Here is a 20,095-nt window from a genome sequence, read left to right on the forward strand (position 1 = left end):
GGGTGGTGAGGATATGCAGGAATTCACAATAGAAGAAGTCGCAAAATTCAATGGAAAAGATAACGAAAAGATCTATGTCGTCTACTCTGGTAATGTCTATGATGTAAGTGAAAGTGATTTTTGGGATGATGGAGAACACATGGGACTGCATGAAGCAGGTACTGACCTTACTGAGTCCCTGGACCTTGAAGCTCCTCATGAGGTCGACGCACTTGAGAGCTATCCTATAGTGGGCACCATCAAAAAATAGATTCTATCTTAGCGAGATTAGTACTTGACTAATGATGCAGAGGTATCTCGAATATGAACGATGAACCTTTACCGGGTTCACTTTCAACACGTATACTTCCTCCATGCATCTCAACATATTTTTTAACAATAGCAAGACCAAGCCCTGAACCCTGGTAGTTCCGACTGAGTGCTGAATCTACCTGTCTGAAAGGCTGGAAGAGGTTCTTCTGGTCTTCAGGAAGGATGCCGATCCCTGAATCTCTGACCTCTATTTCTGCATTGTTCAATACTCTCCTTGCAAATATCTGGATGCTACCATCTTCGAGTGTAAATTTGATAGCATTTCCAACTAGGTTGTAAAGGATCTGCTTTATTTTCAGGCGATCTGCTTCTATTATATCTATATCTTCCTCAACAGTATATTCAAAGGAGATGCCCTTATTTGCTGCAAGTGGCAGCAGTGTTCTCTTTACCTCGTCTATTATTTCAACAATGCTGAATTCTTCTATAGTAAGCTCCATCTTGCCAGCTTCTATTTTTGATATATCAAGGATGTCATTAATAACTTCCAGAAGGTGCTTACCACTGTTGGAGATATTTGTAAGGTACTTTTCTTGTTTGTTGCTGGAAATGTTGATTCCACTGTATAGTAGCATGTCAGAGAAACCGATGATGGAATTGAGTGGTGTACGGAGTTCGTGACTCATATTAGTAAGGAACTCACTCTTTGCTCTGTTCGACGCTTCAGCAGCAATCTTTGCATCGATAAGTGCCTCTTCAACCTCTTTTCTTGAAGAAATATCATAGAAGCTCTCTACAAGGTACTCCTTTCCTTTCAATTCTACCGTTACGACGGATTTTATTACTGGTATCTCTTTTCCATCCTTGTTCAAAAGTATCCTTTCCGAGCGATCAACAGTTTGATGAAGGTCTATTATGGGACAATATCCCTCTTCTGCAGTGCACACAAAACGATGACATACATTGCCTATTATCTCTTCTTTTGGCAGACCTATCAGTTCTACTGCAACAGGATTGACATCTACAATGGTTTTGCTCTTTTTATCAATGAGCATGATACCTGCATTGATATTGTCGATGATGGTAAGTAGCCTTTCAAGCAGTTCATGTTCCATCTCATCGAGGCGTTTTCTTTCACTAACGTCACGAATAATGGCCACTGCATTCCATGTTCCATCTGAGAGTTGCATAGAGGATAAGGAAAGCTCGATCGGGAACTCTGTTCCGTCCTTTCGTTTTCCTTCAAGGTCAATAGTGTTACCAATTACTGCTCCCATTCCAGTTTCTGTAAATTTTCTAAAACCTTCTTTATATGCATCACTATATTTGTCCGGTGAAACAAACTCATGTACCATTTTTCCTATAACATCTTCTTCTGAATATCCAAAGATCCTTGTAGCAGAATTGTTCCAGAAAATGGTTTTCCCTTCATTGTTGACCATTATTATTGCATCATTTGCATAAGTGGCTATCTTGGAGAACTTTTCTTCACTAAGTAGTAATTTCTCTTCTGCTGCCTTCCTTTTATCTATCTCCGATCTTAGTTCATTTTCACGAGATAGGAGGTCTGTGATATCATTGTGGGCATAAAGCCTTCCATGAATTTCATTATTAACGATAAGTGGTAATGAAAAAGTCTCGATAGTTCTTCCATCTTTCAATTCAGCAATTGATCTTTTGATATCAAATGAATATTTCCTTTCATCTGATCTGCTTGCTATCTCTTCTGGATTCTTGGCCTTTTGGATGATATATCTTAATAATTCCTGAGCATCATTTCCAAAATCCATTTCAGGTGGTATTTCAAAAATGTTCCTGTACTCAGGATTCATGAAAATTATCTTTTTATCTTTAGTAACTGCTACAAGTCCATATCTAATTGATTCGATAGTCGATTGAAAGATAGCACTTGTTCTTTGTAATGAATCCAGCATTGAGTTGATATTGTCAGCAAGGTCTGACAGTTCATCTTCTCCATTAATGTAAAGGCGGGAATTGATATCAGCTTTCATATCGATATCTTGGATCCCATCACGTAGTGATGTTATTCGTGACAGGAGGTCTTTTTTCAGCAGGAACAACAATAAAAGGGCAAATGTCATAGATATGAAAAGTGTCAGATAGAATGTAGTGGATATGGCTGCAAGACCTTCTTTATTAATTGCTCTGGACATTTCAGTCTTTGCAATTAGTGAAGGCTCTCCATAGATGTCTTCAATTATGAAATAAGCTGATATCACATTTCTATTATTGCCGATCGATGTTGCATAGTTATCTTTCATCACTTGTTCTTTGACCGATGCAAAATCAAATGGAAGATCATTCTCGATATGATTTATCTCGATCGGAAGCAAGGTTTGCTCTTCCATTGGTTCTATGAATGAATCATCGAGGAATCTTCCAATGATCAAAGTGCCTGCAATAGGACCTTCATAGTTACTCTGTATGATCGGTCTTGAAACTACGATAACCGGGAGGTCAGAGAGCATTATTATCCCTGAAGATGATGATGAAGTAGTGGTATGTCCCAGCATTATACTGTTCCCATTTAATTCTTCAAGAAGGGCAGATGGTGTAGGTATCTCTTTTTCCTCAGTGAGGTCACATGCTCTACTATAAACAAGATTTCCGTCTCTGTCATAGAACAGCATGAAATTCACATCAAGTGTTAACAAGGTTTCAATAGAATCCAGATTAGATTCTATATATTTGGAATTACCATCCTGAACAAACTTATATGTATCATCCCATGCAGACCAGTCATACGCATTATTATCCATGTGGGATATCTCATTTTCGAATGCACGCTGTACTCTAAGTGTGTTGTCTTTCAGAACGTCATTCTCAATTTGTTGGGTATGGCTCATGAAAACATAGTGTGTAACAGATGCTGTAAGCAAAAAGAGGAAAATAAATACTATTCCCAGAGTTGCTATCGTTTTGTTATATATTTTCATGTAGGCACCGCAAATATTAATAAACAGGTACTGTAGGAATCACAGGATACTTTTTAATAGTAGTTGATAAGCAATATTTTATTTATTTGGGTCTTATATATCTTATTGTATAAAAACTGTGCATATTATGCTCAAAAGAAATTATCTGCAGATATCGTTATTTAATGGATGTTATATGAGCTATCTTTATAATGGATGCTTGTTTATAGGTGCAGCACACAGGTGATGTTTTGGTCAGAGTATTAGCAACAGGAACATTCGATCTTCTTCATCCGGGACACATACTCTATCTTAGCGAAGCCAGAAGATTGGGCGATGAACTATATGTTATAGTTGCAAGAGAGTCTATGATAAGACACAAACCAAAGCCTATTATTTCTGATGAGCAAAGAGTGGAAATGGTCAGTGCTTTGAAAGTAGTGGATGTTGCTCTTTCAGGAAGTGAATCTGATATTTTTGACCCCATCAGACAGATCAGACCGGATATAATTGCTCTTGGACATGACCAGGGCTTCGATGTTGAACAGCTTCAAAAGGAGCTTCATGAAAGGGGTCTTGACTGTAAGGTCGTAAGGGTCGAAAGCTCGTTGAGCTGTTCTCTTTGCAGTAGTGGTAAGATCATCAAAAAGGTTCTTGAACGCTATCAAAAAGAGTAAATTAAAACACTTTTTTAGATATTTAGTGATCTAATTTAAGAATAGTAGGTAATGATAATTAAAAAGGATCCTCAGGCAAGAGCTGCCTTGATCCTTTCCAATCCTTCCTGTATCCTTTCCAGTGATGTGGCATAGGATATCCTGATAAAGTCTTTGCCGCTTTCTCCGAAAGCTGATCCCGGGGTCACTGCAACATGTGCATCCTTGAGAAGTTTCTCAGTGACGACATTTCCATCTCCATATGCGCTGACATCTGCAAAGGCATAGAAAGCACCGCCTGGTTTCTGGCATTTGATATCAAGAGCATTCAGACCATCTACTAGAAGGTCACGTCTGGCCTTGAACCTGTCCACCATTTCAGTAACTGGTTCCTGTGGTCCTTCAAGTGCTGCAATACCTCCATACTGGACAAAGCTCGTTGCACTGCTGACAGAATGGGATTGTATCTTCAGCATTCCTTTGATGATGTCTGACCTTGCATGGACGTAACCAAGTCTCCAGCCGGTCATTGCGTATGCCTTTGAAAAACCGTTAACTGTAATGGTCCTGTCCTGCATCCCTTCAAAGGAACCGATGCTCTGGTGTTTCTGATCATAGATGATCTTCTCGTATATCTCATCAGAGAGCACAAGTATATCATTGTCGATCGCTATGTCCGCGATGTTCTGCAGGGTCTTCTTATCATAGACAGCACCGGTAGGATTTCCGGGACTATTGACAACAATGAGCTTTGTTCTCTCATTGATGTACTCTTCCAGATCAATGGGTTTGAAGCCATTTTCCGGATCAGTAGGGACCCATGTTGTGTTGGCACCTGCGAATTTGATGGCAGGGTCATATGATACCCATGCAGGGTCGAAAAGGACCGCTTCATCATTATCGTCAAGTACTGACATCATTATCTCAAAAATGGCCTGCTTTGCACCGGGCGTAACTATAATGTCCGAGGCACTGGCATCCAGTTTGTTCTCTGTACAGAGCTTTTCAGCAATAGCACTTCTAAGTGCAGGGACTCCGGCACCAGGTGCGTAATGTGTTTCTCCCCTGTACATTGCATCCGCTGCTGCATCACAGATGTGCTTTGGAGTATCGAAATCAGGTTCACCAAGAGTGAAACTGATTATATCGATCCCTTCCTGCCTCATCTTATTGGCAACATTTGCAGCTTTCATCGTTGCTGACTCTTCCACCCTTTCTAACCTTGATGATGCCATGCAATTAACACAACCATTTTTCAGTTTTGCACTTTGAACTTCTAGAGTAATTATTTGGTATTAAAGGCGCTGCACAAGCTTTATGGCAGCTTCCACACCACGCTTTCCGTAATCCACGCGCTGGTGTGCTTCCATTCTGGTCATTCCGGGTCCTGCAATTCCAAGTGTTACAGGCTTGTTATATTCCAGTGAGAGATCGGTGATCTTTCTTGCTGCATGCTGCACAACTATCTCATCGTGCTGGGTAGCACCTTCTATTACTATCCCCATTGTAACAACGGCATCGATATCCTCACGCTCGCAGAGCTTCTTGATAGCCAGTGGCATATCATATACTCCCGGGACAAGGATCTTTTCGACAACCTCTGCTCCGAGGAACTTAGCATGCTCTTCACCGAGCATTTCCATCTGGAATGTAAGGTCCCTGTTAAATTCAGCTATTACAAATCCCAATTTTATGGTCATAATGATCACTTACGAGTTTAGATTGATTTAGATTGATTATTAGATCTTCTGTTGTTCGCTTGTTCCGGCATTATATCCTTGCAGGTCCCACATCCTCAAATCCCTGTCTCTGACCGGTGCCTGCTTCCTTTATCATCTTTTCAGGTCTGGCAAGCATCTTGACAACATTGAGTGCATGTTCCCTTGATCTCTGGTCCATGAGGAAAACTAGTTCATTCTCATCCTTTGCCTCATCCTCGTGGACAAAGACCTCTATGATATGGGTGTTTGTCATAAGCTGTGCCTGAATTATCCCGGTGGATGCTTCGTGGGCACAGATCTTATCCTGTTCTTTGCTGCCGGGCATGCCAAGGGCCATGACTATATCGCATCCTTCCTCATCTATGAGCTTCTTGGCTGCAACCGGAAGATCCTTAATTCCCGGAACTGTCCTGCGTACTATCTTCGCAGACATGTTCTCCTGGATCTCGGCGATTGCGGCCTTTCCCATATTGAAGCGTGCAAATGTTGTGTCAACGACCCCTATTGTTGCCATGCTTTACCTGTAGTATAATTAAAGGAGGGTGTCCAGCACATCGCTGGCAGCCTCTACACCTGGTCCGAGTTCGGATACTACTCCTCTCTTCTTAAGGACCACTTCAAGTTCCTGTATTGTAAGCATAATATCCTTTGGCTGGACATTACCCATGCTTCCGATCCTGAAGATCTTTCCGCTGAGGTGTGACTGTCCGCCGGCAATGGTAATGCCTCTTGCCATCATATCCTTCTTGATGTCATTACCTGTAACTCCTTCCGGAGCTTTCATAGCGGTAACGGTGTTGGAATAGTGGCTGTGGTCATCATTGAGCTGTGGGAACATCTCAAGACCCATTGCAGTTGCTGCTGCACGTATTGCTTTAGCACCTGTTGCGTGGCGGTTGATCCTTGCATCCATACCTTCTTCTTTAACAATGTGAAGTGCTTCCTGAAGACCAAAGAACAATGGCACTGCAGGTGTGTATGGTGTCTGTGATTTGTCACCGCTCTTCTTGTATGCTTTAAGATCGAGATAATATGGAAGTGCGTCCTTCTCATCCATTGCTGCAAGGGCACGTTCACTGACAGAGATCATTGAAAGGCCTGGTGGTGCAGCGAGACATTTCTGTGAACCCACGACTGCGATATCGACTCCCCATTCATCTGTCTTGACGGTGTCTCCGCCAAGGGTTGTGACACCATCCATGATAAAGAGTGCATCATGCTTCTTTGCGAGCTTGCCTATCTCTTCTGCAGGATTCTGGATACCGACCGAGGTCTCATTGTGGATAAGGGTAATTGCCTTTGCACCTTCTTCGAGTTTCTTCTCTACCTCGCTGAGGTCGAAGGAGTGTCCCCACTCTATTTGAAGAGCGTTCACATTGCCGTATCTTGCAGCGATGTCCTTGAACCTCTCTCCGAACTTACCGTTCTCAAGGGCGACAACAACGTCGTCCTTACCTACTGTACATCCTACAGCAGCTTCCATTGCAGCGGTTCCTGAACCACTTAAGATAAAAATGTCATTCTTTGTCTGGAAAACATCTGCCAGTATCTCACAGCAGTCATCGTACATTGCTGAGAACTCTGCTCCCCTGTGGTTTATCATGGGTTTTGACATTGCCCTGAGGACGCGGGGTGCGACCGGAACCGGCCCTGGCATCATAAGAAGTGTATCTTCAAGATTCATATTGATCTCCTGATCATGTTAGTGTAACTGAAATCTGTAATTATTCGTTTGCCGTATGGCAAGTCATCCATTCGACAACTTTTGCCTGATATGCAACCCTATTATATAAACCTATTATGAATGCCCGGTCCAAGTCTGTGACCTGAGCGGAATGTGCAATATTTCAGTCAATTTCCATGCAGCAAATAACATCATAGAATCTTTGAATTTATAAGAAACATTCGCTTTGCAGTAAAACAAGAGAAAGGAATTGTGATCCCAGTTTAAAAAAGGACTTTAAAGCAGGTCCTGATAAAAGTAGTAGTATTTCAATAAAAAAGAAAATGGAAGAGATCACTCTCTCCATTCGTATATGTAGTTGGTCCTGTAGAAAGCACCATTCTGGTAGGTGTATGTCATTCTGAATGAGCCACCAAATGCGTTCTCCCATGGTGCGTCAGCCTTGAAGGTACCTTCCTTTACGGTGCCTGTTGGGTCACTATGCTCCATCTTGAAGAAAGCTCCATAAACATCATCTTCCAGATAATAATGGCTTCCGGAACCTCCTGTGATACCGATATCTGCTGCATCTATGACAATGTAGCTTGAATCGCCAAGGTAGAGACCTTTAGTTTCCATTAATGTTGCCTCTTTTCTAACATTGATCACGATCTCTTCTTCGGCAGCGTAGAATTCCTCTGGGTCTTCAGCTATTGTTCTTACCTGTGCGGTCTCGCCTTTGTCTCCTATGTCACTGGTCCAGACATTTCCTCTCTCGTAGTCCACATCATATGCGTAGTAATCATGTGTGCTTTCTACTTTGTCTCCGTAGTCTTCAACTTCAACGAGGTACCATCCAGGTGTTACGCCTGATAAAGCTGCACTTGTTGCAGTTGTGGACTGTCTTGTTCCTGTCCATCCACCGCTCCATGATGAACTGTCAGAGCCGTATCTCCAGTTACCCTCGAATGAATTTCCATCGCTGCTGAGTTTAAGTTCCACGTCTCCTGCATCGCTAGGTCCTGCATATGATGGGCTCTCTGACCAGGTACCGATGAATACGTCACCGTTCATTACACCTTCAAGTTTACCACTATCGTGTGTGTATTCTCCGTATATCTTGCCACCTGATTCCCAGAATTCCATGTCGCCCCAGTTAGATGTCCATTCACCTACAAAGCTGTATGATGTGCTCTGAGCTGTAAATCCGCTTTGTGGAACTGGTGTATCATCAGTTGTTCCTGAGCTTCCAAAATCTGCTTTGTGGCTGTCAACAGTTGTGGCATCCAGAAGGTCAAATGGTTCTGAAACGGTTGCTCCATCTATTATTTCAAAGTCCACTGATTCCTCAACACCTGCACCACTGATAACTACTCTGTAATCTCCAAGTGGCCAGCCGTCATCTGGTTGTTCCAGAATGAAAGTTCCACGTCCAAAGTCTTCCCCAGTCTCAGATTCAAAGGTGTAGATAGAGTAATCAGAATCAAGGTATATCCATTCCACACTTATCGTATCGTAATTGAAGTTGTCATAGATGAACCATGCATACAATTCCTCAGAATCCTGAGAGTATTTGAGTACTTTGTCTACTGGTATGAAGTTCACAGTTGATGATGTCATCATAACTTCAAGGAGCCTTGGTGATCCGCTGGCTGTCATATCTCCGTATTTGTCTGTGACTGCATCGACTATCTGCTGTTCTTCTTCGGTTGCTCCGAAGCTTCCCGGCTTGTATGAGTCACTTATGTCTGTACATCCTGAAAGGCCAACAACCATGGCTATCAGGAGTATTGCTACTGCTATTTTTGATCTCATTTTTACCACCCAGCTATTACTTATAATAATTTGCTGTTCAGTCCGCTATAATTTTTCATATATATTAACTTTTTTATTATTTTTTTACATTAAGCTTTTATTTTTTATTGTGATATATGCAATGATCTAAAATGAGTGACCTTCGTTTCTTCATCTCTTAGCTCGATCATAAAGAAGAAGTTCTTAACTTAAGCGATGTTCATTTTTCTGAAAGGAGCGATGGGAAAAAAGCATCCGCTCAACATATACTTCATTAAGGAAAAGAAGATAGATCCGGAACCTCAGTTCGTAATTATACTTGCTGGTCCGGGTTTTGTATGGTCAGGGATGATCCTGCAAAACTAAAAAAATGGAGTGATCCTCTTTAGTTATCTTACTCGCTTAGCAACTTCAGTATATCATACTTCGTTACAACGCCAGTTACCTGTCCTTTTTCCAATACCAGCACTGCAGGGTTCTTTTCAAGCATATAGGATGCGGTCTTTACATCTGTGCCCGGAGAGAGTGTAGGGAATGAATCGCCCATGATATCACCTACAAGCATGTGTGATACAACTGATGTCTTCTTGTCTGCCATGGACCTGATGATCATATCCTCTGAGATACTACCGACAGATATCCCCTCCTGTATCACAGGTATCTGGGATATGTTGTATTCTTCCATGATGTGAACAGCCTTATCGATGCTCTCATCAGGTGAGACCGATATAATTTCACGGTGCATTATATCTTTCAGATAGATATCTTCCTTCTCTATATCGTTGAAAACATCGATGATCTTCTTTAGGGTAGATAATCTAGGGTCGACATCTCCTGCCTCTATTCTTGCTATGAGGGGTTGGCTGACCCCTGCTCTCTTTGCAAGATCGCTCTGTGTAAGACCAAGATCTGTCCTTTTTTGTTTCAGTTCATCTGGTGATGGAAGTTGCATGAGTATTACTGATGGTAATTATCATATTTAAAACCCATCAGAGAAAAGAACACTGGGGCAGTGATATCTAAAAAAGAAAAACAGGGACTGGATCATTCCTGTTCTGAAGTATCCATCTCCATGACAACATTACCTTCCTCATCAGTCATGGTAATCTTACCGTTGATAGCTTTCATTTCAGACATGACATTGCCATCTTCGTCATAATATGTCATGATGAAACTTTCCTCGTTCTCATCAATAGGAGTATACATCTCCATTCTGGCAAAGCCATCTTCGCTGTCCACATTCATTTCAGCTACCGTATGGCACATCTCAATTCCCTCGATGACCTCAGTGCCTAAGACTTCCATTACCATACTTTCACCTGTGTTAGGGTCTCTGATGGTCATAGTTGAACCTACGGGACATACTTCATCTTCTACACCTTCAGTGTAGGTGACCTCATATTCTTTACCATCCTCGCCTTCTACGGTAGTGGTGGTGGTTTCCTTATCGCTACAACCTGATACTGCCAGTGACAATACCAACAACATAATGAATACTGCTATTTTCTTGTTCATAGAACACCCCTTTTAAAGGAGATTAGACTGTTGTCCTGATTTAAATGTGTCGTTTTGTTGTTCTTACTTATCAGGGTTGAAAAAGTGAGGTCCGGTTTCATATCACTATAGTGGTATTTCCCGGCGATCAATTAAATTAAAATAGGGTGAACAGGCCGATGATATATGCAAGATAGACACCAAGTATCACACCGCCTTCCCATCTTTCCAGTTTTCTTCCTGTGATACCGAATATCACAAGAAGTACCATTATGAGAAGCATGAACGGGAAATCGTAGTTAAGGGACTGGCTGAGTATTGTAAGTGGTCTTATCTGTGAGGATGCACCGAGAATTAGTGCTATGTCCATGGTATTTGCACCGAGTATGTTACCTATGGAAATATCCTGATGTCCTTTCAATGTGGAAGAGACCGCAGTGATCAGTTCAGGAAGGGATGTTCCAAGTGCAACAAGTGTGAGGGCTATTATCATCTCAGGTATTCCCAGCCATTCTGCAATTGTAATACCGGCATCCACAAGGATACGGCTTCCTACGACAACAAGCAGTGCACCTACGATAAAGAGTGCAATATCTTTTCTTAACTGGCTTAAGGGGACCTTTTCCCTGAGCTCTTCATTTCCATCAAAGACCGCACGCTGAAGGCGGAAATTATAATACATGAATCCTACGAACACGAGCAAAAGCAAGATCCCATCGAATGAGGAAACAACACCATCATATGCCACAGCTATCAGAAGCAGGGCAGAGGTGAGCATAAACCCACCCTTGCGTGTGAAACCATGGAGTTCTACAGGAATTGCCTTGATCAATATTATTGCACCAAGAACAAGACCGATGTTGCATATTGCTGAACCTACTGCGTTACCCACTGTCATTTCCACGTGGTCAAGATATGCCGCCATGGCAGAAACAGTGAATTCAGGTGCGGTAGTTGCAAAGCTCACAATTGTGGCCCCTATGATTATCTTTGGGATGCCACTTTTCTCTGAGATCGAAACTGCAGATTCCACGAACCAGTCAGCACCTTTTGTGATCATCAGAAGACTTACAAGCAATAATACAACCGTTACAAGCATGAGGGACCTATACATTTCCATGGGATTTAAAAGTAAGTGAGAGAAATGTAAGAATAATAGGAAGCAATCACATATCATGAATAGCTAAACCGACCCGAAGGGTCCGGCGAAGCCGGCACGATCCTAAAAAGTGCAAGAAATGTTCGTGCTTTCATTTTTTGTCTGCATGTAAACAAGGATTTTCACAGACTTTATAGTTGACCAAAATAAAAAATAATATCAACCTGCATGGAAATTGCACAGCTAAACATTCCATAATGTTTATTTTTCTCATCGTAGCATATTTTTTCCACGAATTACAACTTTGATCCTGTAATTACCATAATTGTATTATTTACATAGTCTTCCTGACAGTGATGGAACGCGCCGCCTGCGGCGGATGGTCGCTTTGTTCTTTGTTTTCTGTTAAGTGTTGCTGGAGGTCTGAATGAAATTCATCACTCCAGTCCAAGCATTGTAACTGCTGCTACTATCATAATTCCAAGGGCTACCATACGAACTGAGTGTTTTATCATACTCTGCTTTGCCAGCTTTCCTGAGTATACTCCGAGTATCGACAGGACAACTATGCTGCAAATTATTGCCACTTCGAGCATGTATTCATCAAGAAGCAGGAATGGAAGTATCGGAACAAGGGAACCTAAGAAACTTGCTCCTCCGTGGAAGAAGGAGTCGCTCCATATCTTCTTTTTAGCTTCCTCTTCCAGTCTTGTGCTGTTGAGGCTGCGCAGGAGGGGCTTTTCCATTTCTGCCAGCTTTCCGAATTCCACTGCGCTCTCTGCCAGATATGAGCCAACACCATTTGTGAGTGCCAGTGCCACTGCGCCACCCAATGCGGCATTAATGACAATGGTAGGGTCATCAGATACATGTGATGTACCTATCACAACACCAAGAACTGCGAGTATACCATCGATACTACCAAGAATGATATAGCGTCCATGTTCTGTTTTCAACTTAAATCGTCTTTTTTTGAAAGATCCTGTATTATTCATGATTACCTTCTGGTCTTGAAATCAAACTCATGTTAGATATACACACAAAGCTTTTTTTCTTTTTCGGATATTGAACAAGGTTAAGCTTATTGCACATGATAAAAATACAGACCCGACAACCCATAAAGGAATGGTCCCATGAAAGTTCACCCAAGATGTTCATATTGCCTGCTCTCCAGGGTACACCAGGAAGCGGAACTGTCTACCGATGACGAAGAACTGATGCACAAAGCAGTTCTCGGCGGAATTGAAGTACTGAATTCCCTCTATGAGCCAGGAATGCCTGCCGCAGAGCTGTCCACTCCAATGCACAGGAAAGCCTATGAGATCCTTAATGATAATGATCCATATCGTAGTGTGAAAGAACTGAGCAGTCAGACAGCAGCCAGGTTCATGCCGGTGATCCGTTCATATGTATTTAATGAAGATGGTGATGATATCGCCACGTTCAAACGCGCTGTCCTTGCGGCAGTTATAGGGAACTATTTCGACTATGGTGTTATGGGCCTTGAAGTGCCTATCGATGTGTTCGATGATACTTTCAGGGAACACTTCAAGCGCGGACTGGACATAGATGACACTGACAGGATGCTGGATAAGCTTAGCAATGTCGTATATCTGGCTGATAACTGCGGAGAGATACTTATCGACACTCTTGTGTTCGAGATCATCAGGAAAATGGGTGGAAAGATAACCCTTGTTGTAAGGGGTGCTCCCATACTGAACGATGTCACAATGGATGAGATCGAAGAGTTCGGTATTGCCGATAAGGTAGACAGGGTTCTTACAACAGGTTCTAATGCAATAGGTGTTCGTTTCGAGGAAGCTCCACAGGAGCTCAAAGATGCACTGGACAACGCATCACTCATTATAAGTAAAGGAATGGCAAATTACGAGACACTGTCAGAAGAGAATTATAGACCAATAGCATATTTACTTAAGGTGAAGTGCGATCCCGTAGGGGAGGATATCGGTGCACCTAAAGGCTGCTCAGTGGCCCGTTTATTGGAAGAGGAGTGATATAGTATGTGTGAACTTAAGGTGATCCTTGATAATGGTGAGTCCCGTGATGTCGTAATGGAATCCGTTACAAAGATGGTCGTTAACGGAGATGACGTCGATCTTTACGGTATACTCGGAGAGAAAAAGACTGTTAAAGGCTCGATAAAGGAGATCAGCTTCGCAGCGGGGGAAGCTATAATAATTCAAAAGTGAGTATTATATATTCATATTTTTACATAATTATCAGATTTGAAATCAGGTATGTTGAATTAAATAGATCAGATAGGAAGGAACTAAGATGTCAAAAGTAAAAGTTGCAATAAATGGATATGGTACTATTGGTAAACGTGTTGCTGATGCAGTTACCATGCAGGATGATATGGAGATAATCGGTGTTGCTAAGACAAGACCTAACTATGAGGCATTCGTTGCACACGACAAGGGATATGATGTCTACACACTTGCTGACAGGGTCGATGCAATGACCAGCGCAGGTATCCCTGCAGCAGGAACCGTTGAAGATATGATATCAAAGGCCGATGTGGTCGTTGACTGTACACCAGGCGGTGTTGGTGAGAAGAACAAGGCACTTTACGAAAAAGCAGGTGTAAAGGCTATCTGGCAGGGTGGCGAGGACCATGATCTTGCAGGTTGTTCATTCAATGCAGAGGCAAACTATGCAGAAGCACTCGGAAAGGACTTCGTTAGAGTGGTATCCTGTAACACAACAGGTCTGTGCAGAGTTATCTATCCACTTGACCAGGAATATGGTGTCAAGAAGGTAAGAGTAACACTCATGAGAAGAGCTGCAGATCCAAATGATATCAAGACCGGTCCTATCAATGCTATCGTTCCTAACCCGATCAAGCTTCCTTCACACCACGGTCCTGATGTAAAGTCCGTTATACCACACATCAACATCACATCAACCGCAGTCAAGCTGCCAACAACTTTGATGCACCTTCACACACTCAACATCGAGCTTGAGAAAGAATGCACAGCAGATGATGTAAAGGCTATCTTTGCAAAGCAGCCACGTGTAAGGATGGTAGGACAGGGTATCACCTCAACAGCCGAGGTAATGGAGCTCGGAAAGGACCTTGGACGTCCAAGAGGCGACATGTGGGAGAACTGTGTCTGGGAAGACTCTGTCACAATGTACGAGGGAGAGCTTTACTTCTTCCAGGCGATCCACCAGGAATCCGATGTAATTCCTGAAAATGTCGATGCTATCCGTGCCATGATGGAACTTGAATCCGATGGTGCAAAGTCCGTAGCAAAGACCAACAAGGCAATGGGACTCTAAAACCAGTTAATACTTGAGACAGGCTCTATGCAGTGCACAGGCGATCTCCTGGAACTGAGTGAAAGGATAGCTGATGCAGTGCATAATGCCATTGATGGACTTGTCGGCACATCTGATGCCGGCCGGGTCCTTTATACAGGGGCGGACGGAACACCCACAAAACTAATTGATGATGTTTCCGAAAAAGCTATTTTTGAACTGCTGGTGAAAGAGGATACCCCATTCAGGGTTATCAGTGAGGAAGCAGGGGAAAAGATAATTGGTACCTCTCCTGATCATACGATGGTGATCGATCCCATAGATGGGACCTATAATGCTTCTCAGGGTATCCCGTTCTATTCTCTTTCGATCGCAGTCACCACAAAGGACCTGAATGATATCCGTTTTGGGTATGTGCAGAACCTTGCTACAGGTGATACATTCCATGCTGAGGTCGGAAAGGGTTCGTACTATAATGGTAAAAGAATATCAACATCTGATAATCAGGATATCAGCAGATTCTGCGTAAGTATTTACGGTTACAGGAACAATATATCTGATGCTTCCAGGCTCTCTGAGAATGTCAGAAGGGTCAGATCGCTTGGAAGTGTGGCACTTGAACTATGCTATGTTGCAGCGGGGATGACCGATGCATTCGCAGATGTCAGGGGGACTATGCGTATGACAGATATTGCTGCAGGCAAGCTTATTGTAGAAGAGGCCGGAGGTATTGTTACCAACGGATACGGTGAATCTTTAAAGTTAGAGGACAATGTAATGAGTAGGGATAGTGTGATCGCATCGAACGGACTTGCACATGAAATGATCTTAAAGCTTTCAACAGGGGTAGTACATGAAGGTCAGTAAAATTGGGATAGTATCGCGCTTTGATCAGCAGGATGCTCTTGATATGGTCAGGAAGATCCACGATGAGTTCAGTTCAAAGGTGGATATCGTACTCTCTCCTAAGACCGGTAAGCATCTTGGGCTAACAGAGAACACTCTTCCGGTGGAGGAAATGCGTGCGGCTGGTGTCCAGATGATAATCTCGGTCGGTGGTGACGGCACGGTCCTCAGGAACATATCAAAGATGGATGACCCGCTTCCGGTCCTTGGTATAAATATGGGTACACTTGGTTTCCTTGTGGATATCCCTCCAGAGGATGCGATAACGGGTATCGGGGATGTGCTTAAAGGTTTCACGTATACTGAACGGTCAAGGCTCAGTGTGCATCTGAACGGAAAAAGGCTTCAGGATGCTACCAATGAGATCGTTCTTATAACAGCCAGGCCGGCAAAGATCCTTACATTTAGAATTGCAGTGGATAATTCAGAGATAGAGGATATGAGGGCTGACGGGATCGTTGTTGCGACACCTACCGGGTCAACCGCGTATGCTATGAGTGCAGGGGGGCCGATAGTCGATCCTCGTGTAGATGCATCGATCATTGTGCCGATAGCTCCGTTCAAATTATCTGCAAGGCCCTGGATAGTTCCGGGTGATAGCAATATTAAAGTGGAAATGACAATTCCTGAGAAAGAGGCGGTCATTGTCATAGATGGTCAGCATTCCTATGCTATGAAGGAGAATGATGTTGTCACGATCACCAGGGGGCAGAATCCTGCAAGGTTTGTGAGCAGCTCTGTTAATGGCTTTTATGAAAAGGTGCAGAGCAAGCTTGCCTGAACAGCAGCGTGACCTTTGTATCTTGTAAATATATCTGGATAATTCGTAAAATCAGCATTAAATTGCCTTCTATACACTAGATAAACATTGCTCTTCAACATTTGTTGAAAAGCTACAAAATACCTTAAAAAACCTAACAGTTATATAATGGGACTGGAAATTCACACCAATCACAGGAGTCAAACCATGTCAGAAAATAAGGATTACTCAAGAAACAAGCTTATGGATCAGTTGAATTTGCCACCTCTTGATATTGAGATCTGCGATGTGACGCTCAGAGATGGTGAGCAAACACCTGGAGTGGTCTTTACAAGGGAAGAGAAGATCGCCCTTGCGACAGAGCTTGACTCAGTTGGTGTTGATATTATCGAGGCAGGTTTCCCTGTTGTCTCTGTCTCTGAAAAGGCTGTAGTTAAGGAAATAGCTAACCTGGGTCTTGATGCACGCACATGTTGTCTTGCCAGGTCAAAGGTAAGTGATGTTGAGACAGCTGTGGATTGTGATGTTGATTTCGTCAGCATATTCATTGCAATGTCAGATCTCCATCTTAAATACAAGTATCACAAGAGCTGTGCGGAGATGTTCTCATGTGCAATGGAGGCTGTGCAGTATGCCAAGGACCACGGTGTTGGTGTAAGGTTCGCAGCTGAGGATGGAAGCAGAACTGATGTAGAGGTACTGAAGACCGCTTTCAGGGCAGCTGAGGAATACAAAGTGGACTATGTAAGTATAGCTGACACGATCGGTATACTGAACCCCAGCACTACCTATTATCTTGTAAATGAGATCAAGAAGACCGTTGATACTCCTGTCTGTATCCACTGCCATAATGATCTTGGAATGGCAACTGCAAATACCCTTGCTGCTGCAGAGGCAGGTGCAAAGCAACTTCATACTACTGTAAATGCAATAGGTGAAAGAGCAGGTAATGCTTCACTTGAAGAGGTCCTTGTTGCACTGAGGATCCAGTATGGTATTGAAAGGTATGATACTACAAAGCTCACTGAGCTTTCAAAGATGGTAAATGAATATTCAGGGCTCAAACCTGCAGTGAACAAGGCAATTGTCGGTGAGCACACATTCTCGCATGAATCCGGTATACATGTCTGTGCAATTCTGGAAGAACCACGTACATATGAGCTGTTCAGCCCGGAGATGGTAGGTGGAAAGCGTCATCTCATCGTAGGTAAACATACGGGAATGAAAGCTTTGACAGGTATTGTCGGAGATATGGGACACGAACTTTCAAAAGAGCAACTTGCATCACTTCTTGACAGGATAAAGAACTGTACTGAAACAAAGCACGGTATCTCTCCTGAAAGACTTGAATCTATGATAAAAGAAACAAAACAGCATTAATAATCCATTAATGCTTCTTTTTTCCTTCTTGAATTATGCCTGATCTCTGTGTCATTAACAGCTCCGTCCTCATCATCTTTTTCAAAGTGGCTGTCGTCGTAATAATTCATCTCATCGTTCTCGAGTATGATGACGTAGTCTGCAGAGTTTCTCAGAGCGGTTGAAAAGCCCGGTTCTACTCCAAATATTATAGTTTCTTTGCCATGTTCATTGGCTTTGTTCAGGAGTGGTTTGAAATCCGCATCCCTTGTAACAAGTGCTATGGTATCGATGGTCGGATTGTATACCAGTTCCATTCCTTCCACGGCAAGTCTTACATCCACATCGCTTGAACATATTATAGGTTCAAAACCATTGTTCTCGATAGCCTCTACCAGTTTATCAGAAGCATACTGGTTCAGGAAGACCCTTCCTATCTTTACGTTCCCGTATTCTTTCAGGACATCCCTGATCTCTTCGAGGTTCACATTGAACTCTTTGCGCAATACGTTAGGACCATCTACAAGAAGACCTATGCTTCGTCTTCCTGTCTCTTTTTTAGTACTAAGGTATTTTACAATTGAATTCAGTCCGGTTTTCACATTAGCCATGTTTCCTCTCTATAATTATAATATGACCGATCAGAACGATCGTGTCAGACAAATATCAATAATTGCAATATATGGGTATATGTTTGGCTCAAAGGCACGTCATAAATATTATTACTATATGATCTTAACTTTATATGATATAACTGTTACTGGGGCCGCACGCTATTATGAGTATTTATGAATACTTAATGGTGCAATATCGGTGTCAAATAATATCTGACATCGATCTCTTTGTGACCTCTGTACCTGGTTTGCTACTATTTTTCAGAATAAAATAGTTTGCAAGCCTCCCACCAACTCTCTTTCTAGTAAAAAGGATTTCTCCGCCATGTTTTATAAACGTATCCATCACTTCTTCGAACTGTCCCCGTTCCATGTCCGATAGTTCTATCAGGCTCTCACCGTCAAGTATCCAGTTATAGACCTTCAGAAGATTTATCTCTCTTACCCGCTTCAGTCCTTCTGTGTCTTTATATTCGTCAACATAGATCGAGCGTTTGAGTTCCGGTGACCATCCTGCTAGTTTCTCCTGCATGTCGATAAATTGTACAGGGATAACTTCGCCTTCTTCAGGTCTTGGAAAAACTCTGGCAAGATTATTCCTTGCTCCTGCCAACAGCATCACCTTCTATAATATGTGTCACCATATGAATTGTATCGCATCTGTGCTCTTTTTATTCTGCTTCCCATGAGCAGACCTACAAGGATACCGCTCAGGTGTGCAGTGTGGGCTATCATGTCGTTGGAACCCAGCAGAATAAAGTCAAAGAGTGCGAAAAGTACCAATGCATGGGTGATCTGCATGGGGATGAAATATACGTATACCCTTATGTCCGGGGCTATTATGGCAAGTGCTGCAAAGACTCCCATTATCGCTCCACTGGCACCGACAACAGGTGTGTATATCGCGCTGCTTGTCAGGGAATAGGCTATAGCTGCAACCAGACCTGCTGCAAAGTATACGTAAAGGAATATCTTCTTGCCGGCTCTCCTTTCCAGTTCCGGTCCAAAGAAGAACAGTACCAGCATATTGAAGAATATGTGGGTGAAGTCAGCATGAACGAACATGTGTGTGACAAGTGTCCATGGATGTGTGAATATGAATGCGGGTACCATCTGGAAAAGCTGCTGATAGCCCGGTATAAGTATCTGCAGAATGAATGAGAAGATACATAGATAGATTATTGCCATTGAAGGGCTGGTCTTCATGGAGTACTTTATGTTACTTCCAGCACTCTTGACCGCACTTTTGGCTGCATGTTTCGCAGTGTTCTTAAGGATATCTTTGAAGATATCTTCGTTCCCTGTATTTCCATATCCGGAGCTTCCGCTATATGCTCTGTCCTGTTTGACCTGTTCGAGGCCTTCGCATGCATGTTGCTCAGGAAGTCTATGCCCGGAACAGAATACTTTTCCGCAAAAACGGCATTTGAAGGGAATGTTCTCTTCTTTGCCACATATCCAGCATTTTTTGTCCAAATAAGTCACCGTTATGTAATGCTTCTTTTATGAGTAGACGGACATCAAATAAAACTATTTCTGAGGAACATAGAAAAGAGGTA

Annotated in this window: 22 protein-coding genes; 9 read left to right on the forward strand and 13 right to left on the reverse strand. The window is 42.7% G+C overall.

The window, feature by feature from the left end:
• Positions 1-13 precede the first annotated feature (13 nt).
• Positions 14-250, forward strand: coding sequence for a cytochrome b5 domain-containing protein (locus tag BM008_RS02060; RefSeq protein WP_091934094.1), 237 nt, complete (start codon positions 14-16; stop codon positions 248-250).
• Between the two features lie 28 nt (positions 251-278).
• On the opposite strand, the gene BM008_RS02065 is transcribed toward BM008_RS02060, so the two are convergent.
• Entirely contained in the window at positions 279-3,209 is a 2,931-nt protein-coding gene (locus tag BM008_RS02065; protein WP_091932501.1) for a CHASE4 domain-containing protein, read from the reverse strand.
• 209 nt (positions 3,210-3,418) lie between these two features.
• Between BM008_RS02065 and BM008_RS02070 the strand changes: the two genes are divergently transcribed.
• Positions 3,419-3,865: an FAD synthase family protein gene (locus BM008_RS02070; protein ID WP_245747820.1), complete on the forward strand. Its 447-nt coding sequence runs from the start codon at positions 3,419-3,421 to the stop codon at positions 3,863-3,865.
• A gap of 71 nt (positions 3,866-3,936) precedes the next feature.
• Here the strand turns inward: BM008_RS02070 and BM008_RS02075 are convergent, their stop codons facing one another.
• The 5 genes from BM008_RS02075 to BM008_RS02095 form a co-directional block, all read right to left on the reverse strand.
• Positions 3,937-5,079 (reverse strand): pyridoxal phosphate-dependent aminotransferase, encoded by a 1,143-nt coding sequence (locus tag BM008_RS02075; protein ID WP_091932505.1) that lies wholly within the window; start codon positions 5,077-5,079, stop codon positions 3,937-3,939.
• 60 nt (positions 5,080-5,139) lie between these two features.
• Entirely contained in the window at positions 5,140-5,544 is a 405-nt protein-coding gene (gene ribH, locus BM008_RS02080) for a 6,7-dimethyl-8-ribityllumazine synthase (protein ID WP_091932507.1), read from the reverse strand.
• 70 nt (positions 5,545-5,614) lie between these two features.
• Entirely contained in the window at positions 5,615-6,079 is a 465-nt protein-coding gene (ribC, locus tag BM008_RS02085; RefSeq protein WP_091932508.1) for a riboflavin synthase, read from the reverse strand.
• 18 nt (positions 6,080-6,097) lie between these two features.
• Entirely contained in the window at positions 6,098-7,249 is a 1,152-nt protein-coding gene (locus tag BM008_RS02090) for a pyridoxal-phosphate-dependent aminotransferase family protein (protein WP_091932510.1), read from the reverse strand.
• Between the two features lie 333 nt (positions 7,250-7,582).
• A complete protein-coding gene (locus BM008_RS02095) occupies positions 7,583-9,043 on the reverse strand; it encodes a hypothetical protein (protein WP_091932513.1) in 1,461 nt (486 codons plus the stop codon).
• Between the two features lie 219 nt (positions 9,044-9,262).
• Between BM008_RS02095 and BM008_RS15195 the strand changes: the two genes are divergently transcribed.
• Complete coding sequence (locus BM008_RS15195) at positions 9,263-9,388, forward strand: hypothetical protein (protein ID WP_281246259.1); 126 nt, start codon at positions 9,263-9,265, stop codon at positions 9,386-9,388.
• Between the two features lie 28 nt (positions 9,389-9,416).
• On the opposite strand, the gene BM008_RS02100 is transcribed toward BM008_RS15195, so the two are convergent.
• From BM008_RS02100 to BM008_RS02115, 4 genes are all read right to left on the reverse strand, one after another.
• Positions 9,417-9,974: a CBS domain-containing protein gene (locus BM008_RS02100; RefSeq protein ID WP_091932516.1), complete on the reverse strand. Its 558-nt coding sequence runs from the start codon at positions 9,972-9,974 to the stop codon at positions 9,417-9,419.
• 92 nt (positions 9,975-10,066) lie between these two features.
• Positions 10,067-10,537 carry a hypothetical protein gene (locus BM008_RS02105; protein ID WP_091932518.1) on the reverse strand — a complete coding sequence of 157 codons (471 nt, stop codon included), beginning with the start codon at positions 10,535-10,537 and terminating at the stop codon, positions 10,067-10,069.
• 136 nt (positions 10,538-10,673) lie between these two features.
• Positions 10,674-11,636, reverse strand: a complete 963-nt coding sequence (locus BM008_RS02110; RefSeq protein WP_245747821.1) for a calcium/sodium antiporter — start codon at positions 11,634-11,636, stop codon at positions 10,674-10,676.
• A gap of 416 nt (positions 11,637-12,052) precedes the next feature.
• Positions 12,053-12,610 (reverse strand): VIT1/CCC1 transporter family protein, encoded by a 558-nt coding sequence (locus tag BM008_RS02115; protein WP_091932522.1) that lies wholly within the window; start codon positions 12,608-12,610, stop codon positions 12,053-12,055.
• Between the two features lie 138 nt (positions 12,611-12,748).
• Between BM008_RS02115 and BM008_RS02120 the strand changes: the two genes are divergently transcribed.
• From BM008_RS02120 to BM008_RS02145, 6 genes are all read left to right on the forward strand, one after another.
• On the forward strand, positions 12,749-13,630 hold the full coding sequence (locus BM008_RS02120) for a damage-control phosphatase ARMT1 family protein (protein ID WP_091932524.1): 882 nt from the start codon (positions 12,749-12,751) through the stop codon (positions 13,628-13,630).
• A 6-nt stretch (positions 13,631-13,636) separates the two neighbouring features.
• A complete protein-coding gene (locus BM008_RS02125) occupies positions 13,637-13,825 on the forward strand; it encodes a CooT family nickel-binding protein (protein WP_091932526.1) in 189 nt (62 codons plus the stop codon).
• Positions 13,826-13,910: 85 nt separating this feature from the next.
• Entirely contained in the window at positions 13,911-14,918 is a 1,008-nt protein-coding gene (locus tag BM008_RS02130) for a type II glyceraldehyde-3-phosphate dehydrogenase (RefSeq protein WP_091932528.1), read from the forward strand.
• A gap of 27 nt (positions 14,919-14,945) precedes the next feature.
• Entirely contained in the window at positions 14,946-15,764 is an 819-nt protein-coding gene (locus BM008_RS02135; RefSeq protein WP_091932531.1) for a bifunctional fructose-bisphosphatase/inositol-phosphate phosphatase, read from the forward strand.
• Positions 15,751-16,584, forward strand: coding sequence for an NAD(+)/NADH kinase (locus tag BM008_RS02140; protein WP_091932534.1), 834 nt, complete (start codon positions 15,751-15,753; stop codon positions 16,582-16,584). Before BM008_RS02135 ends, BM008_RS02140 begins: the two co-directional genes overlap by 14 nt.
• A gap of 186 nt (positions 16,585-16,770) precedes the next feature.
• On the forward strand, positions 16,771-17,943 hold the full coding sequence (locus BM008_RS02145) for a homocitrate synthase family protein (protein ID WP_091932537.1): 1,173 nt from the start codon (positions 16,771-16,773) through the stop codon (positions 17,941-17,943).
• Here the strand turns inward: BM008_RS02145 and BM008_RS02150 are convergent.
• The 3 genes from BM008_RS02150 to BM008_RS02160 form a co-directional block, all read right to left on the reverse strand.
• Positions 17,940-18,533, reverse strand: a complete 594-nt coding sequence (locus BM008_RS02150; protein ID WP_245747823.1) for a TIGR00288 family NYN domain-containing protein — start codon at positions 18,531-18,533, stop codon at positions 17,940-17,942. The genes BM008_RS02145 and BM008_RS02150 overlap by 4 nt on opposite strands.
• Before the next feature lie 205 nt (positions 18,534-18,738).
• Positions 18,739-19,149 carry a hypothetical protein gene (locus BM008_RS02155; protein WP_245747824.1) on the reverse strand — a complete coding sequence of 137 codons (411 nt, stop codon included), beginning with the start codon at positions 19,147-19,149 and terminating at the stop codon, positions 18,739-18,741.
• Positions 19,150-19,154: 5 nt separating this feature from the next.
• On the reverse strand, positions 19,155-20,021 hold the full coding sequence (locus tag BM008_RS02160) for a rhomboid family intramembrane serine protease (protein ID WP_245747825.1): 867 nt from the start codon (positions 20,019-20,021) through the stop codon (positions 19,155-19,157).
• Positions 20,022-20,095 lie beyond the last annotated feature (74 nt).

Source organism: Methanolobus profundi (genome assembly GCF_900114835.1).
Taxonomy (GTDB): domain Archaea; phylum Halobacteriota; class Methanosarcinia; order Methanosarcinales; family Methanosarcinaceae; genus Methanolobus; species Methanolobus profundi.